Annotated in this window: 12 protein-coding genes and 1 tRNA gene; 5 read left to right on the forward strand and 8 right to left on the reverse strand. The window is 36.7% G+C overall.

What is annotated here, in order from left to right:
• Positions 1-128: 128 nt before the first annotated feature.
• From DFQ08_RS11135 to DFQ08_RS11155, 5 genes are all read left to right on the forward strand, one after another.
• Positions 129-989, forward strand: coding sequence for an SPFH domain-containing protein (locus DFQ08_RS11135; protein ID WP_114310094.1), 861 nt, complete (start codon positions 129-131; stop codon positions 987-989).
• A 111-nt stretch (positions 990-1100) separates the two neighbouring features.
• Positions 1101-1607, forward strand: a complete 507-nt coding sequence (locus DFQ08_RS16200; RefSeq protein WP_181858399.1) for a hypothetical protein — start codon at positions 1101-1103, stop codon at positions 1605-1607.
• Positions 1607-1783, forward strand: a complete 177-nt coding sequence (locus DFQ08_RS11145) for an Arc family DNA-binding protein (protein ID WP_114310095.1) — start codon at positions 1607-1609, stop codon at positions 1781-1783. The genes DFQ08_RS16200 and DFQ08_RS11145 overlap by 1 nt, the downstream gene beginning before the upstream one ends.
• A gap of 66 nt (positions 1784-1849) precedes the next feature.
• On the forward strand, positions 1850-3160 hold the full coding sequence (locus tag DFQ08_RS11150; protein WP_114310096.1) for a DUF819 family protein: 1311 nt from the start codon (positions 1850-1852) through the stop codon (positions 3158-3160).
• A 53-nt stretch (positions 3161-3213) separates the two neighbouring features.
• Positions 3214-3924, forward strand: a complete 711-nt coding sequence (locus DFQ08_RS11155) for a DUF4369 domain-containing protein (RefSeq protein WP_114310097.1) — start codon at positions 3214-3216, stop codon at positions 3922-3924.
• A 270-nt stretch (positions 3925-4194) separates the two neighbouring features.
• Here the strand turns inward: DFQ08_RS11155 and DFQ08_RS11160 are convergent.
• The 8 genes from DFQ08_RS11160 to DFQ08_RS11195 all read right to left on the reverse strand — a co-directional run bounded on the left by DFQ08_RS11160 (position 4195) and on the right by DFQ08_RS11195 (position 17429).
• Positions 4195-4268 (reverse strand) — tRNA-Thr (locus DFQ08_RS11160).
• A gap of 68 nt (positions 4269-4336) precedes the next feature.
• Positions 4337-4606 carry a hypothetical protein gene (locus DFQ08_RS11165; protein WP_114310098.1) on the reverse strand — a complete coding sequence of 90 codons (270 nt, stop codon included), beginning with the start codon at positions 4604-4606 and terminating at the stop codon, positions 4337-4339.
• A 79-nt stretch (positions 4607-4685) separates the two neighbouring features.
• Positions 4686-5657 (reverse strand): type I phosphomannose isomerase catalytic subunit, encoded by a 972-nt coding sequence (locus DFQ08_RS11170; protein WP_114310099.1) that lies wholly within the window; start codon positions 5655-5657, stop codon positions 4686-4688.
• A gap of 2 nt (positions 5658-5659) precedes the next feature.
• Positions 5660-6070 carry a 6-pyruvoyl trahydropterin synthase family protein gene (locus tag DFQ08_RS11175; RefSeq protein ID WP_114310100.1) on the reverse strand — a complete coding sequence of 137 codons (411 nt, stop codon included), beginning with the start codon at positions 6068-6070 and terminating at the stop codon, positions 5660-5662.
• Between the two features lie 2 nt (positions 6071-6072).
• Positions 6073-6594, reverse strand: a complete 522-nt coding sequence (gene idi, locus DFQ08_RS11180; RefSeq protein WP_114310101.1) for an isopentenyl-diphosphate Delta-isomerase — start codon at positions 6592-6594, stop codon at positions 6073-6075.
• Positions 6595-6721: 127 nt separating this feature from the next.
• Positions 6722-8677: an OmpA family protein gene (locus DFQ08_RS11185; RefSeq protein ID WP_114310102.1), complete on the reverse strand. Its 1956-nt coding sequence runs from the start codon at positions 8675-8677 to the stop codon at positions 6722-6724.
• A gap of 12 nt (positions 8678-8689) precedes the next feature.
• Positions 8690-9625: a PorP/SprF family type IX secretion system membrane protein gene (locus DFQ08_RS11190; RefSeq protein ID WP_114310103.1), complete on the reverse strand. Its 936-nt coding sequence runs from the start codon at positions 9623-9625 to the stop codon at positions 8690-8692.
• Between the two features lie 13 nt (positions 9626-9638).
• Entirely contained in the window at positions 9639-17429 is a 7791-nt protein-coding gene (locus tag DFQ08_RS11195; protein ID WP_114310104.1) for a DUF7507 domain-containing protein, read from the reverse strand.
• Between the last annotated feature and the right edge of the window lie 36 nt (positions 17430-17465).

Raw genomic sequence — 17465 nt, forward strand, 5'->3', positions numbered from 1 at the left:
AGCAAACGCCGTGCCACATTTTTACACTAGTGTAACAAATCTAAAAAGTTGTAGACTAACAAATAAAAGCATATCTTTATGATACCATTTTAATATCACATTAAATCCTAACTTAAACCCACCTCACTATGAAAGAAGAAAAAATTATAGTTCCTGCTAACGGATATTTAATGCTCTTTTTATTTGTCTTACTCTTCTCTGGAAGTATCGTTGGCATAGCCGTGTTAAAAACAGGATGGCCTGTATTTACAATGGTTATTTCTTTAGCCTTAGCCTTTGGATTTTTAATGGTACAACCTAATGGTTCTCGGGTTCTGCTCCTATTTGGAAAATATGTAGGCACGGTAAAAAAGAACGGGTTCTATTGGGTAAATCCATTTTACACCAAAAAGAAAATATCATTAAGAGCCAGTAACTTTGATAGTGAACGTTTAAAAGTAAACGACAAATTGGGTAATCCTGTAATGATTAGTACCATTTTAGTTTGGCGAGTTCAAAACACCTACAAAGCAGCCTTTGATGTTGATAATTATGAAAACTTTGTCCGTGTACAAACCGATGCAGCCGTCCGTAAGCTCGCCAGTATGTATCCTTATGATAATTTTGCAGATGAAGGTGTTGATGAAGATATCACCTTACGATCTAGTGTTAATGAAGTTAGTAATGCTTTAGAAAAAGAAATTGACGAACGTCTAACAATCGCGGGTATAGAAGTGCTTGAAGCCCGAATTGGTTATTTAGCCTATTCTAATGAAATTGCTAACGCGATGTTGAAACGCCAACAAGCTACAGCCATTGTTGCAGCACGACATAAAATTGTTGAAGGGGCCGTAAGTATGGTCGAAATGGCTATTGAACAATTGAACGAGAAACAAGTTGTGGACTTAGATGAAGAGCGCAAAGCCGCTATGGTGAGTAATCTTATGGTAGTGCTTTGTGGGGATAGAGATGCTTCTCCGGTCTTAAACACGGGAACCTTAAATCATTAAGAATTCAATATGTGTACATAACGGAATACATCACCTAAATACCACTGAAATGACGCCTTAATAATTTAATCCCAAAAGAGTAATACCGCCTTTGAATAATAACAAGAGACCATGAGAATTTTTAAAGAAGAACAACGTTTTAATCAAACCTGGCTTATTGTGCTTATGCTCATATCTAGCCTTGTACCATTAGCCCTTTTTATTAATGATTATCTTAAGAATCCTGAAACCTATTCCGTAACAGAATTGTTACTCCTTTTAAGTATTCTTATTTTTGTTGGCTGTTTTATCTTTTTTATAAAACTTAGTACTAAAATAGACCAGCACGGTATCCACTACAAATTCTTTCCCATCCATAGGAGTTTTAAGATCATTCCCTGGACGGCTATAGAACGTATCCATGTAAAAACCTACGATCCTATAAGCGATTATGGAGGTTGGGGATTTAAAGGAGGTGCACTTTGGAACCGATCTAAAGGGCAATCCATAACCGTCTCTGGAGATATTGGGATACAAATAATCCTAAAAAATGGTAAAAAATTATTAATCGGAACGCAACAACCGCAAGCCGCCGAGCGCAGTATTGCTTATTACAAATCAAAATATAAACAGCTATAATGTCTAAAAAGAAAGCCTTTGCATTACGATTAAATGAAGAGATGCTGAAATCTATTGAAAAATGGGCTTCAGACGAGTTTCGTAGTACTAACGGTCAAATAGAATGGATACTCATGCAAGCTCTAAAAAAACATCATAGACAACCAAAATCTGACCATAGTACCGAAGAAAAGTGATCCGTAAGGCTCACTTTTTTTAGTTTTAATTTTTTGTATTTTGCGTCCTCTAAACAAACAACTTCTATGGATAATACTCCCATTTTTACTGATGATACTATTGTATTTGGACTTTTAATGCTAGCTCTTGGTTTTGTGTTTATTACAGAATCTATACAAACAGGGTTTTGGCCTAAATTTTATAAAATTGTTCCGGGACTTTTTATGGCTTATATGCTCCCTGCTGTACTTACAACAACAGGATTAATCTCACCCGAATGGACTACGGTTTCAGAAACTGGTGTTATTACCGAACATAGTTCTAGCTTATATTACGTGGCTAGCCGCTACTTACTCCCTGCAGCTTTAGTCCTAATGACCTTAAGTATTGATTTAAAAGCCGTATTTAATTTGGGATGGAAAGCCTTAGTTATGTTTTTTACAGGTACTCTTGGTATTGTTATCGGTGGCCCTATTGCCATACTTTTAATTGCAAGTGTATCGCCAAGTACAGTTGGTGGTATTGGTCCTGATGCCGTATGGAGAGGACTCTCTACCTTGGCAGGAAGTTGGATTGGTGGTGGCGCTAACCAAACAGCCATGCTAGAAATTTACGGGTATAACCAAGCCAAATATGGCGGTATGGTATTTGTTGATATTGTCGTGGCTAATATTTGGATGGCCGTGATTCTTATTGGTATAGGAAAACGTAATCGTATTAACAAGTGGTTAAAAGCGGATACCTCTTCTATTGAAGAATTAAAAGAAAAAATGTCTACCTTTTCTGAAAAGGTGAAACGTAACCCATCGCTTACAGACATTATGATTATCTGCGCTATTGCCTTCGGAACGGTAAGCATCGCTCATTTAAGTGCTAGTTATTTAGCACCATTTTTTGAAACTTTAGTCTCCGGAATTGCCTCAGCAACCACCAGAAACATTTTTACCTTCTTAGGCTCTAAATTCTTTTGGATGATTAGTGTCTCTACATTAATTGCTATTTTATTATCAAATACAAAAGCCAAAAACTATGAAGGCGCTGGCGCTAGTAAATTTGGAAGCGTCTTTATCTATATTTTGGTCGCTAGTATTGGTATGAAAATGGATTTAACAATGATCTTTGATAATATGGGACTTATTGCCATTGGTGTAGTATGGATGACTATCCATGCCCTACTTTTAATTGTGATTGCCAAAATTATTAAAGCGCCCTATTTTTTCCTCGCTGTGGGAAGTCAGGCCAATGTTGGTGGAGCAGCGTCTGCGCCTATCGTCGCTTCAGCCTTTCACCCTTCACTAGCTACCGTAGGAGTTCTGCTCGCTGTTTTCGGTTATGCTGTAGGAACTATTGCCGCTATTGGTTGTACAATTTTAATGGAATTAGCTTCTATCAGCTAGTAAAATTAAAACTAATATAAGATATTTGCCCACCTAAAATTACACTCTATAACATGACAAAATTAAATAAGATCTTAAGTTTAACCTTTATCGTGGCTTTAGCGTTTTCATGCAGCCAAAGTCCAAATACCAACTTTACACTTAAAGGACGTATTAAAGGTTTAAAAAAAGGGATGGTTTATCTTCAAAAGGATGGCGATTCTAGTATTGTAAATCTGGACTCCGTAGCCATTTCTGGACAGTCTGAATTTAGCTTACATACCGATCTTGAAGAACCAGAGATTCTTTATCTCAAACTGTTTAAAAATGACAAAGACGAGCATTACATTCCGTTTTTTGCTGATCAAGGTGTTACTGAAATCTCTACAACATTAAAAAACTTTAATTACGACTCTAAAATTAAAGGTTCTGAGCAGCAAAATCTATTAAATGAGTACACCAGTGTGGTCTCTAAATACAATTCTAAAAATTTAGATTTAATTGAAGCGAGTTTTATCGCTCAAAAAGCGAACGATTCGGTTACTGCAGATTCTTTAAACCGAGCTTCAGATAAACTTATAAAACGTAAATACGCTTATACCATTCAGTATGCCTTAAATCATAAAGATAACGAGATTGCACCGTATTTGGCTTTGTATGAAACTAGAAACGTAAATCCTGTTTTTATAGACTCCATTTATAAAAGCCTTAGTCCAGAGGTTAAGACTTCGCTTTATGGTAAAAAGCTGGCAGAAACAATTGCAGCTCGTAAGGAAGCCAATTAAAACCTTTTTATAATACATCAAAAAAAATCCAATCAGTTGATTGGATTTTTTTTGATTCTCGCTTAAAGATTTCTTCATTAAACAGAAACTTCTAACCAACCTTATCATCCTAATAGTCGTCATTCCTGTAATAACAATGCGATTTCAGAAGCTTAGGATCAATTAAGACGACCATCTAAGACAGCTTAAATAGGAAGCCTTTAAACGTGTTAAAACAAGAGCAAAAAAAAACTCTAATCACTTTAAAAAAGTGTTAGAGTTTTTATAAAGAGCCGATGGAGGGACTCGAACCCACGACCTGCTGATTACAAATCAGCTGCTCTAGCCAGCTGAGCTACATCGGCAACAATTGCTTACTTATATCGGTAAGCGAGCGCAAATTTAAGATAGATTTTTAAATCTGCAAATAAATTTATTTTAATTTATTTATTTTTTCAATAAGTACTCTCCCTTTAGACTCAAGGTCAGCGTTTATCGCTTTAAAGTGTGCCTTTTTATTTTCTACACTACGGTCATTAACACGAGCAATTAACTCATCAAAAGTAACAATAGCCTCGTCAATAACAGCTTCACTCTCTTTTGTTGGTTTCTCTGCATTGGTCAATTCCCAAACGTAAACTGCTTCAATAATATCTCCTAGTACGTAATTGATATCTTTTTTTAATTCTCTTTTATTAGCCATGATAATTTTATTTTAATAACTGCAAAAATACTAAATCCATTTAGTTAATGAATTGCATTTTCTTAATTTATCTTAAGTTTTAAACGTAAACCTCCAAAAGCTTCCCGTATTCAGACTTTAAACTAAAGTCTTTAACGGCTGCTGGAATCAATATTGTTTCGCCTTTAGAAATCTTAATTGTAATGCTATCCGTTATAATTTCAACATCACCATCAACACACATATAAATTAGAAAAGAATCCCATTGATTATGCTTTTCAATTTTAGAATCTATTGTTATAAAATTGGTTGTAAAATAAGGACAGGTTACCATAGTATTAGAGACATTCTTATCCTTCTTGTAAGACACTCTATAATCGTCTTCCATGTTAAAATCAAAGGCATCAATGGCAATATCATTATGCAATTCACGCTCCTTACCGTTAGCATCAACACGGTCCCAATCATACACTCGGTAGGTTACATCACTAGTCTGCTGTATCTCTGCTAAAAGGACACCCGCCCCAATAGCATGGACTCTACCCGCTTCAATAAAATAGGTATCGCCTTCTTTTACGGTATCAAAATTTAAAATTTTGGTGAGGCGTTTTTCATCCAAATGCTTTAAGTAAATTTCTTTATTTACTTTTTTATTAAAACCTACAATTAAGTTAGCGGCTTCATCAGCTTGCATCACGTACCACATTTCTGTCTTTCCGAAGGAATTGTGACGTTTTTTAGCCAGTTCATCATTAGGATGCAGTTGAATGCTTAGATCTTGTTTAGCATCTATAAATTTAATAAGCAATGGAAAGGCCTTACCAAAACGTTCCCAATTTTTTTCACCTAATAAAGCTGATTGATGCTCATTGACTAAATCTTGTAAAGACTGCCCAGATAAGGCTCCGTTAGAAACAATAGAAACAGCTTCTGGAACGGTACTAATCTCCCAACTTTCGCCCAAAACTTTCGACTCAGAAGCTTTGTTAAAGTATTCATGTAATTTGCTTCCTCCCCAGATTTTATCTTTTAATATAGGTTGAAACTTTAATGGGTATAAACTTGATTTCATCATTAGTTTCCGGAATAAGTTACAAAATTACGTGGTGTTTCATAAAGTGTAATTTCTAGCTGAAATTTAGCATTGAGTTTCGCTTTAAGTTTGTTGTAAATCACCACTACAATATTTTCTGCTGTAGGATTTAAGTCTTGAAATTCTGGGACGTCAAGGTTAAGGTTTTTATGATCAAAAGCATCTTCCACCTCAGACTTGATAAGGCCCTTCAACGTTTTTATATCAATAACGTAGCCTGTTTCAGGATCTATTTCTCCTGTTACACTAGCAATCATTTCGTAATTATGACCATGAAAGTTAGGATTATTACATAATCCAAATACCGCCTGATTCTTCTCAGCACTCCAATCCTTACGATAAAGTCTATGAGCCGCATTAAAATGTGCTTTTCGATGTACGGTAACTTGCATGATTAACTAACGTTTATAAATTCATAAAATTTTTCAAAAATAATTTTAAACCAAGCGGTATAAAGTTCTGGATGCGCTGAAATATCTTTTCGTACAGCTTCTAAACTCATCCATTTCCAATCAGCAACTTCATCAGGATTAATTTGAGGAACACTATTATAATACCCAACCATAATATGATCAAATTCGTGCTCCGTTAATCCATTTTCAAAAGGTGCTTTATAAATAAAAGCTGTTTTTTCTTCCAATTCGGTTACAAACCCCATTTCTTCTTGAAGGCGGCGCTTACCGGCTTCAAGATTAGACTCACCATCGCGCTGATGACTACAACAGGTATTGGTCCACAAGCCTGGCGTGTGGTATTTGTGTAACGCACGTTGCTGAAGCATTAATTCATTTTTGTCATTAAATACAAATACCGAAAAGGCGCGATGTAGCAATGCTTTTTCATGCGCTTCCATTTTTGGCATTAATCCAATCTTATTATCGTTTTCATCAACGAGGATCACTTGTTCTTCTGTCATGCCGTAAAAATACCAAGTTAAACTTTAAAATGCATTAATCTTTTCATAAAAAGGCCATATTACAACTAAAAACATCTTGTTTACAAGCCGTAAACAAGATGCTTTTCCACAAATAATCCAACCCCAATTAGTCCTTAATAATAAACATTGATCGCCTATTAAGTTGATGTTTTTCTTCGCTACAATCTACTCCATTTGCGCATTCATTAATTAACTGCGATTCTCCATAGCCCTTTGCAGACAGTCTACTTTTAGTCACTCCTTTATCATAGAACCATTGCATTGTAGATTTTGCGCGACGTTGCGATAATTTAAGATTATAAGCATCTCGACCTCTTGAATCTGTATGAGATTCTATATGTATTTTTAGTTCTGGATATTGCTTTAATGCTGCTAATATTTTAGCCAACTCTACCTCAGCATCTGCACGGATATTAGATTTATCATAATCAAAATATATAGGTTGTAAGGTTAACTTACAGCCAAGGTCATTAGGTAAACAAGGATCCATAACTTTTAAGGTTAAAGGCATATTTAATACAATTGGCATTACAATTGTTTTGGGATTCTTAGGAGTTTCAAAAATTTCTTCTTTAGGATTATAGCCTTCTTTTTTAGCCCTTATGATATACTGTTGGTTACAATCTAAGTTGAAAGTAAAAAGACCATCTTCCTTAAGAATCACCGACTGAATAACTTCATTATTACTATCTAAAAGCGTCACCTCGGTATCTGGCAGTAACTCGCCAGTATCCGCATCGGTTACAGGACCTTGAATTGTAATTTCACAACGTTCCCAAATTTGATAAATATCATCACTTTTACTCCCCTCATCCCCATCTCTATTGGATGTAAAATAACCTATCCGACCTTCTTTGATAATAAAACTAAAATCATCTTTACTACTGTTAATTGGAGCACCAAACGTTGCAATTTCTCCATGATCATCTGCATTGAGTTTGGTTACAAAAATATCTAAGCCTCCTAAACCTTTAAGGCCATCACTAGAAAAGTATAAATTGTTTTTGGTACTTATAAAAGGAAATGTTTCCCTAGCCACCGTATTGATAGTGCTCCCCATATTTACAGGAGTGGAATAGGTATCATTATCTAAAATATCTACATACCAAAGGTCAGACATACCAATGGTACCCGGCATATCTGAAGCAAAGTACAATCTATTTTCCTCAGGGTTCAATGCCGGATGTCCTACGGAATAACTATCGCTATTAAAAGGGAGTTCTTTTATATGGTCCCAAGTGTCCCCTACTTTTGTAGCCTTGTATATTTTAAGTCGAATAACAAAATCTTTGTCTCGTCGTTTTTTTCCGTCTAAAAAATTATTTCTCGTAAAGTACATCGTACTTCCATCTTTAGAAAACGCGGGTGTAGACTCGTGATACTTGGTATTAATATCACCTTTTAAGGGTTCTACTTCTTTTAAGTTCATTTCATCATCCACCTCAACTTGATACAAATCAAGAAAAGGTTGTTTATCCCAACCGGCAAGATCAACAGCTTCTGTATCAAAATTCTCACTCGCATTATCACTTGAAGCGAATACTATTTTATTGTCATAGAAAGCCGGTCCAAAATCTGAATGTTCAGTATTGGCGCTAATTTTATCGATTTCAAACAGCTTATCGTCCACGCCTTTTTCAAATAAGGTATCGGCAACATTTTTATAAGACGCTATAGTTAAAGCTTTACCACCTTTAGCCTTATAGGTTTCCATTAAGCGTTCTGCCTCGCGCAATTCACCTGTACTTTTTAAACATTGTGCAGCGCGGAAATAATCAATTGGCTGAACGTCATCAGGAAATTCATTTAACAATTTATAATACCATTTTGAGGCGCCCGCATATTCACTATTAAAATAATAAGTGTCGCAGAGTTTTCTATACACCTCAGCCGATCGATACCCATTAGCCACAACTTCTAAGTAAATTTCTCGGGCATCGATATAGTGGTATTTATCATATTTTGCCTTGGCTTTTTCTAATTTCCCTATTTGGGCCAAAGAACTTGCCGAAAACGTCAGTGCAAAAAAACAGAGTATTAATTTATATATATGTAGATTCATAGTTTTTAAGGTTTAGAAAAATCTAGGCGTTAGTATACGTTCAACATTTTTAAGGACATCAAATTTGATAAAGACCTCATACGAACCATCACTATAGGTTTCAATGTCTGTGGTCTGATAATCATATCCCATCCCTATAAATAATCTGTTTGTAATCTGAAAACCTGCCATGGCTGTTACGGCAGCATCAAAACGATAAGCCGCACCAAGCGTAATTTTTTCATTAATGAGAAAATTAGCCGAGATATCCGCCTGAATAGGAGAACCATCCACCAATTTCACCATGGTGGCTGGTTTAAATTTTAGATTTTCATTGAGATCAAACACATACCCCCCAATTAAGAAATAGTGTAGACGTTCTATCGCAAATTCATCGACATTAATATCATCGATATTATCCGTGTTATAATGTTTTGAATTCAGCAAATTAGGCACTGATAACCCGACGTACATTTTATCGGTGTTATAAAAAATTCCGGCGCCTATTTGCGGATAGAGTTTATTGTTGATGTTCTCTGAAAACTGCGAATCATTAGTGTCATAAATATTAAGTTTTGTATAATCTACATCTAGAATATTAACCCCTGCTTTTATACCAAAAGACAATTTAGATACTCGAGAAAACATTAAGGCATAAGCATAATCTACAACGATATTTGTCTCTGTAGATGGACCGATTTGATCATTAACAATAGATAGCCCAAGTCCCATTTTTTTAGCTTCACCAATTGGGGAGCTTAGGGTAAATGTTCCTGTTTCAGGGGCGCCATCAAATCCAACCCATTGCGACCTATACAACAGCCCAAAACTAAGCACGTCTTTAGAGCCTATATAACCTGGGTTAATAACCTGGGTGTTATACATGTATTGCGTGTATTGCGAATCTTGCTGAGAAAAGCTTAAACTAATACTCATAAAAACTAGCAGTATTAAAATATAATATTTCATAAGATTATGGGGTTTAATTATTTTTTATATATAAATATCCTTGATTCGTTAAGGTCTCTCTCCCTACAAATCGTCTTAATATATAGAAGTAGGTTCCTGTTGGTAATTCTTCATCTTTATTAATGGTACCACGACCGTCAGAGACTCCGGTAAATACCTTACCGTTGATGCCGTAGCCATCCATATCATAAATTAACACACCCCAACGGTTATAGATTTTCAAATTATTTTGAGGATAATCTTCTATTCCTATAATTCTGAAGAAATTATTATCACTATCACCATCTGGTGTAATAGCATTAAATATTTCGAATTGCGCATTTAAGATTTCTGGCAAATCCGTAACTGTAGGATCATCGGGTTCATTATCATCATTAAGGTCTATATCGTCAAAATTATTAGGATCATCGGAGGTGTCCGTGTAGGTCACTCCATCTGCTCCGGTTGCCGTAACAATAGCTTGATTGGTGACATGACCGTTGGCAATATCTTCTTCAGTAAGCGTGTAAGTCGCTACAAAAGTGAAGTCATCTATTCCACCTGCTTCTAATTCGGCAATAGGACCGCCTTCGATGATAATACCTGGAAGAGGATCCTCAATGGTTATATCATAAAGCGTTATGAACCCAGTGTTGTAAACCGTAAAGGTGTAGCTTAACGTTTCACCAACTTCTGGAACACCACTTCCGTTTTCATCATTAAAAACTCCCACTTTTTCTAGGGACAGTCCTCCAGATAGACAGATGGCCGTAATGGTAACATCATCTTCCATGGTGCTATCATCATCCGATAAATCCATCAACATGGTTCCGTCCATCAAATTCATTCCTGTAAGCATAGCTTGATTATTAACGATACCAGCTTCAATATCAGTTTCAGTAAGTGTGTAATCTGCGGTATACCACCACGTTTCATTTACATCTAACTCAGTATCGGCATCATCATCTCCAGAAGCAAGCGTCATAACACCGCCAAGCATACTATCTGTTAATTCTACTAAAGGCACACTTAAATTACCTTCATTGGTAACTTGGAATGTATAAGAAATTGTTTCACCTATATTTCCACATCCATCAGAATTATCGTCATTAAAAACACCGGTTTTCACTACTGCGATTGCTGCTTTTTGGCATAAAATCATTTCAGTGATATCATCTTCTGAAGCACTATCATCATCCGATAGATCCATCACAGCAGAACCATCACTAACAGTAATACCTGTAACCGTTGCTTGGTTGTATATAATTCCTATATCAATATCAGATTGGGTAATGGTATAATCGGCAACATAGGTCCACGTTTCATCACTATCTAATTGGCTGTCGCCGTCTGTATCTCCTGAAGCTAAATCCATAAGACCTCCTAGCATCACATCTGTTAATTCTACCGATGCTATACTTGAATCGCCTTCATTAGTCACTGTGAACGTATAAGTAATGGTTTCACCGATATTAGCACAATCATCTGCGTTAAGATCATTATAAACCCCCGATTTGACTACTGCTATTGCTCCAGGCGATAGGCACACTTGTGTTTCTGTTGCATCATCTTCTAATACACTATCGTCATCCGATAAATCTGTAAGTATAGTGCCATCTATTGCACTTATACCATTTACTGTGGCTTGATTACTCACCATTCCTGCATCAATATCAGCTTGAATTAAGGTGTAGTCCGCGGTATAAACCCAGATTTCATTAACATCGAGTTGATTGTCAGCATCTATATCTCCTGATGTAAGCGCGATGAGACCACCAAGCATGGTATCCGTCAACTCTACATTAGTAATGCTAGTGTTTCCTTCATTAGTGACGTTGAACGTATAAGAAATCGTTTCTCCGGCGTCACCACAACTATTGCTATTCTCGTCGTTAACTTCGGCCGTTTTTATAAGTGCTATCGCTGCAGGTAATTGACATACCTCGGTTTCTGTGGCATCATCTTCTAAAACGCTATCATCATCCGATAAATCTGTAAGTGTTACACCATCAATAATGTTTATTCCACTTACTGTGGCTTGATTGCTCACCATTCCTGCATCGATATCAGCTTGTAATAAAGTGTAATCTGCGGTGTAGATCCATATTTCATCAACATCTAACTCATTGTCGGCATCGGTATCTCCTGAAGCTAACGTTAAGAGACCTCCTAACATCGTATCTGTTAATTCAACATTGGTGATGCTTGTGTTTCCTTCATTAGTGACGTTGAACGTGTAAGAAATGGTTTCTCCTGCATCGCTACAACTGTTGTTATTTTCGTCATTAACTTCGGCCGTTTTTATAAGTGCTATACCTGATTCTAATGGCAAGATGAGATCGGTAATATCATCTTCTAAAACGGTATCATCATCCGAAAGGTCTTCTAGCGTTGAACCGTCAATGCTACTTGTTCCGGTTACTACAGCTTGATTACTTACGATGCCTGCATCAATATCTGATTGTGTGATACTATAACTTGCAGCATACAACCAAACTTCATCGACATCTAGGATGTTATCACTATTGTCGTCTCCTGAGGCTAAAGTGAGTTCTCCGCCTAACATAGCATCTGTAAGAACAACATCTGTTATCGTGGCTTGCCCTTGGTTGGTGACTGTAAAACTGTAGGTTATAGTTTCTCCTAAGTTTGCATAACCATCACTATTTTCATCATTAAAAACTGCCGTTTTTATCACTGCGATGCCTGATTCTAATGGCAAGATTAAATCGGTAATATCATCTTCTAAAACGGTGTCATCATCCGAAAGGTCTTCTAGCGTTGAACCGTCAATGCTACTTGTTCCGGTTACTACAGCTTGATTACTTACGATGCCTGCATCAATATCTGATTGTGTGATACTATAACTTGCAGCATACAACCAAACTTCATCGACATCTAAGATGTTATCATTATTGTCGTCTCCTGAGGCTAAGGTGAGTTCTCCGCCTAACATAGCATCTGTAAGAACAACATCTGTTATCGTGGCTTGTCCTTGGTTGGTGACTGTAAAACTGTAGGTTATAGTTTCTCCTAAGTTTGCATAACCATCACTATTTTCATCATTAAAAACTGCCGTTTTTATCACTGCGATGCCTGATTCTAATGGCAAGATGAGATCGGTAATATCATCTTCTAAAACGGTATCATCATCCGAAAGGTCTTCTAGCGTTGAACCGTCAATGCTACTTGTTCCGGTTACTACAGCTTGATTACTTACGATGCCTGCATCAATATCTGATTGTGTGATACTATAACTTGCAGCATACAACCAAACTTCATCGACATCTAGGATGTTATCATTATTGTCGTCTCCGGAGGCTAGTGTTAATTCTCCGCCTAACATAGCATCTGTAAGAACAACATCTGTTATCGTGGCTTGTCCTTGGTTGGTGACTGTAAAACTGTAGGTTATGGTTTCTCCTACATTTGCATAACCATCGCTATTTTCATCATTAAAGAGTACCGTTTTTATCACTGCGATGCCTGATTCTAATGGCAATATTAAATCGGTAATATCATCTTCTAAAACGGTGTCATCATCCGAAAGGTCTTCTAGCGTTGAACCGTCAATGCTACTTGTTCCGGTTACTACAGCTTGATTACTTACGATGCCTGCATCAATATCTGATTGTGTAATACTATAACTTGCAGCATACAACCAAACTTCATCGACATCTAAGATGTTATCATTATTGTCGTCTCCTGAGGCTAAGGTGAGTTCTCCGCCTAACATAGCATCTGTTAATGTCACATCTGTAATACTCGTAGTTCCTTCGTTGGTAACTGTAAAATTATAGGTGATTGTTTCGCCGACATTAGCATAACCATCGTTATTTTCATCATTAAAATCGGCTATTTTAATCACGGCAACTTCTGCAGACTGCGGCAAGTCAATTACCGTAAAATCATCTTCAAAAACAGAGTCGTCATCCGAAAGGTCACTTTCTTCTGTTCCATCATCAACATTAACGGATGTAATGCTTGCTTGGTTACTAACTGAACCTGTATCTACATCGGCTTGTGTAAGCGTGTAGCTCGCAGAATACAACCATATCTCATCGACATCCAATTCATTATCACCATCTGTATCACCAGAAACCAAAGTTAATTCGCCACCCAGCATAGTATCCGTTAACACCACATCGGATAAATCTACGCTACCTTCATTTGTTACGGTAAAGTCATAAGTCAAAGTTTCTCCAACTTCAGCAAATCCATCTGTATTTTCATCATTAAATTCTACTGTTTTAATTACAGCAATATTGGCCGTATCACACAAATTTGAATTTGTTGCATCGATATACCCACCATAGACTTCTATAGAATTAATAACACTAGCGAGTGAGCCTACCGTAATTTGAATTTCATCAAAACTTAAAGTCGTATTAAAAGCCACAACATATAAGCCATTTGTAGTTAATGGCGTTATATTAATTAAACCTAAAGCTTCTAAAGTCAATAAATTACTTGCTGTTTTTTGCTCGCGTTGCAGACCGTTTAAATAGGTGGTTAAGGTTATTGAATTTAACAGATCGACTTCTAATAAATCGTTTGTATCTCTAATAACGAACCCTGCTCTTGTTCCTGCAGGATATTCTAAAAGCACATCTTGTACAGAAAGCGATGCGCTTCCCGCAACCCCTGCTACAATATTGATTAATGCAAAATCACTCCCCTCTTGCGTCAATACATTTTGAGAATTATCAACCTCACAAGCTACGCAGGCCAAACCATCGGTTCCTGTTCTGAAAGAATTAATAATTACAGAATCATTGGGATTGGCTAATACATAAGGATCTTCACAATCTATAGTTCCTGCACAGAAAGCTTCTAAAACCACATTATAAATTCGTGTACTTCCTAAATTCACAGACACGAGTTGAGAGAGGCTTATTTGAACCTCATCAAAAGGGGCAGACGCTACAAATCCAACTCTTATAGCTTCATTACCGGTCAATAACAAACCTGAATTTACAGGTACAAGCTCGGTGGTACCTGTATGAGATTCTACCAAGGCTCCATTATTATAAGTTGATATGGTAATGGCATCTAACAACTGAGTATTTAATAAACTTGCATTTTCAATATCGAATCCGGCATATGTCATTGCTGGGTATTCCGTTAATTCGTCTTTTACGGCTAAGGCTGCAGTTGCTGCAACTCCCGCCAACAAATCTATTGTGGCATAATTTCCTGCATTAGAATCGAACAAGTTATCTATATTATTAACACTGCCCACCCCGAGTAAACCTCCCGTTCCGGTATGTTCATCTACAATTCTCATTGGAAAATCTGGTTTGATTAAGGCCGTTGGCGTATTACACGCTAAATCTGGCCCTTCACAAAATCGGTTTGTTACCGCATGATAGACACGCGTAGAGGACAAAACATTTAATAAACTGGCTATTGAAATTTCAATAGCATCATAATCCATAGTGGTATAAAACCCTATATAATATTTATCGCTCCCTAATAAAGTACTATTTACAACGGCTAAGGCTGAACTTGTTTTAGATTCTTGCTCTACACCATCTAAATACGTTTTAATAACAATTGCTTCTAGTAAATCTGCTTGAAGAATAGAACTGTTCTCTATGAGTAGCCCTGCATAACCACCAGTGGTAAAAAATTCTCCTGCTGTGGCGTCGGTTACTCTAAGCGTATGGGTTGTACCAAGTCCTACTCCTGTAGTGATTGTGGCATAGGTAGATTCATCTCCGTCGATTAAATGAGCGTCATTATAAATCCCACAACCTAACACGCAAGTCCCTGAAGTATTTGTATTCACTGTTAGATCCGTAAACCCAGAACTCGTAATTGGCACAGGATCTACTGTATTACAAGGCACCTCATATTGAACCCCATCGGTATTTACAATAAAGGATTCTGTAGCTTCACAACCTAGCGCATCTGTAACCGTAACCGTATAGGTTCCTGGTGACAATCCTGAAATGGAATTTGTGGTTTCTCCACCCGGACTCCATTCAAAAGTATAAGGCGGTGTACCTCCTGATACCGCTACTGATAAGCTACCGTCTGTAATACCGAGTGTAGTTTCATTAATTACTGTACCTTCAATCTGAATAGTAGTATCTACATAACTTCCGTAAACTTCAATACTATTTATAACAGCAGCTAAAGCACTTACAGAAAGTTTAATTTCATCATAATTGAAGCTGGTTTCAAAACCTACCAATAAGAAACCATCCGTTGTTGCTGGTGTAATATTTATAAGTCCTAATGCTTCTAAAGCGAGTAAATTACTGGCTGTTTTAGATTCTAACAATGTCCCGTCTAAATAAGTACTTACCGTTAAAGAATTTAATAAATCAACTTGTAATAAATCATTGGTATCTCTAATAATAAATCCAGCCGTGCTCCCTAAAGGAAACGTACTTAAGACATTTTCTACTGCTATTGAAGCGGTATTAACTACACCAGCCACGACATTGATCATGGCAAAATCAGAATTACTTTCACTAATCACATGATTGGCATTATCAACCTCACACCCTACACAGGCTAATCCTTCTATACCTGTGTTCGTATTATTGATAATTACAGGCTGTGATGGATTACTCAGAACCGTTGCAGAACTACAGGCAAGTTCTCCTTCACAAAAAGACTTTAAAACTAATCCGTAGACTCTTGTGCTTCCTAAGTTGACAGAAAGCGTTTGGCTTATAGATATTTGTACTTCATCAAAAGGTAAATTGGTTACAAACCCTACCTGAGAACGTTCAGACCCCGTTAGCAAGAGCGCACTATCTAAAGCTATTAACTCAGAACTTCCTGTTTGACTTTCTTGTAGTGATCCATTTAAATAGGTTGAAATGGTGACACCATCAAGTAAATCTAAATTAAGAACAGATGTATTTTCAATATCAAAACCTGCATAAGTATGCTCAGGATACGCTGTAAATTCATCTTTAATAGAGAGACTACCCGTTGCTAACACCCCTAAGGTAAAATCTATACTCGCGTATGAGTTAGCATTAGAATCTACGGCTGCTGTAGCATCGATAACACTCCCTACACCTAAAACGCCGCCGAATCCAGTGTGTTCCTCCACTATTCTAGCCGGAAAATCGGGTTTTGTTAACGTTGTTGGTGTATTACAAACCAAGTCTGGTCCGGCACAAAAGCTATTGGTTACGGCATGATAAATTTTAGTGGAAGAAAGTACCCCTGCTAAACTAGACAATGAAATTTGAATGGCATCAAAATCTTCAGTAGTATAAAAACCTACATAAAACTGATTAGACCCCAACAAGCTCGTATTAATAACCGCTAAGGTATTACTCGATTTTGATTCTTGCTCTACCCCATCTAAAAAGGTCTTGACAACAATATTATCGAGCAAATCTACTTGCAATACCGTGCTATTTTCTAATAAAAATCCGGCATAATTCCCACTGTTATAAAATTCATCTGTTGTTGTATCTTCAACCTTAATAGTATGTGTTACCCCTAGGCCTACAGCAGTCGTTACTGTGGTATAATTAGTCTCATCACTATCTACCAAAGCATTTTCGTTACTTATACCACATCCTAGAATACATAAACCAGAAGTATTACTACTTACCGCTATATCCGTATAATTTGAGGCCGATATAGGTACTGGGCTATCCGTATTACATAGAACGCTTACAGAACTATAGTAAAGATGAGCATCTTTAATAAAAGAATGGAACTCTGAATGTTCGGGCTCTGACCTCGTAACAGACAACAAACTTAACATCAAAACGATGAGAAATAACATTGATTTAAAACGTACAATAAAGCTTTTCAGAATGTGGAATTGGAAAGTAGGTCTATCCATAATGATAATTTTAGAAGATTAATATTATCAGATGAA

The sequence above is a fragment of the Winogradskyella arenosi genome (genome assembly GCF_003337305.1).
Lineage (GTDB): Bacteria > Bacteroidota > Bacteroidia > Flavobacteriales > Flavobacteriaceae > Winogradskyella > Winogradskyella arenosi.

Excerpts from the sequence above, each read along its gene's own strand:
- DFQ08_RS11135 (WP_114310094.1), top strand. The coding sequence starts at position 129 with ATGAAAGAAGAAAAAATTATAGTTCCTGCTAACGGATATTTAATGCTC.
- DFQ08_RS16200 (WP_181858399.1), top strand. The coding sequence starts at position 1,101 with ATGAGAATTTTTAAAGAAGAACAACGTTTTAATCAAACCTGGCTTATT.
- DFQ08_RS11145 (WP_114310095.1), top strand. The coding sequence starts at position 1,607 with ATGTCTAAAAAGAAAGCCTTTGCATTACGATTAAATGAAGAGATGCTG.
- DFQ08_RS11150 (WP_114310096.1), top strand. The coding sequence starts at position 1,850 with ATGGATAATACTCCCATTTTTACTGATGATACTATTGTATTTGGACTT.
- DFQ08_RS11155 (WP_114310097.1), top strand. The coding sequence starts at position 3,214 with ATGACAAAATTAAATAAGATCTTAAGTTTAACCTTTATCGTGGCTTTA.
- DFQ08_RS11165 (WP_114310098.1), bottom strand. The coding sequence starts at position 4,606 with ATGGCTAATAAAAGAGAATTAAAAAAAGATATCAATTACGTACTAGGA.
- DFQ08_RS11170 (WP_114310099.1), bottom strand. The coding sequence starts at position 5,657 with ATGAAATCAAGTTTATACCCATTAAAGTTTCAACCTATATTAAAAGAT.
- DFQ08_RS11175 (WP_114310100.1), bottom strand. The coding sequence starts at position 6,070 with ATGCAAGTTACCGTACATCGAAAAGCACATTTTAATGCGGCTCATAGA.
- idi (WP_114310101.1), bottom strand. The coding sequence starts at position 6,594 with ATGACAGAAGAACAAGTGATCCTCGTTGATGAAAACGATAATAAGATT.
- DFQ08_RS11185 (WP_114310102.1), bottom strand. The coding sequence starts at position 8,677 with ATGAATCTACATATATATAAATTAATACTCTGTTTTTTTGCACTGACG.
- DFQ08_RS11190 (WP_114310103.1), bottom strand. The coding sequence starts at position 9,625 with ATGAAATATTATATTTTAATACTGCTAGTTTTTATGAGTATTAGTTTA.
- DFQ08_RS11195 (WP_114310104.1), bottom strand. The coding sequence starts at position 17,429 with ATGGATAGACCTACTTTCCAATTCCACATTCTGAAAAGCTTTATTGTA.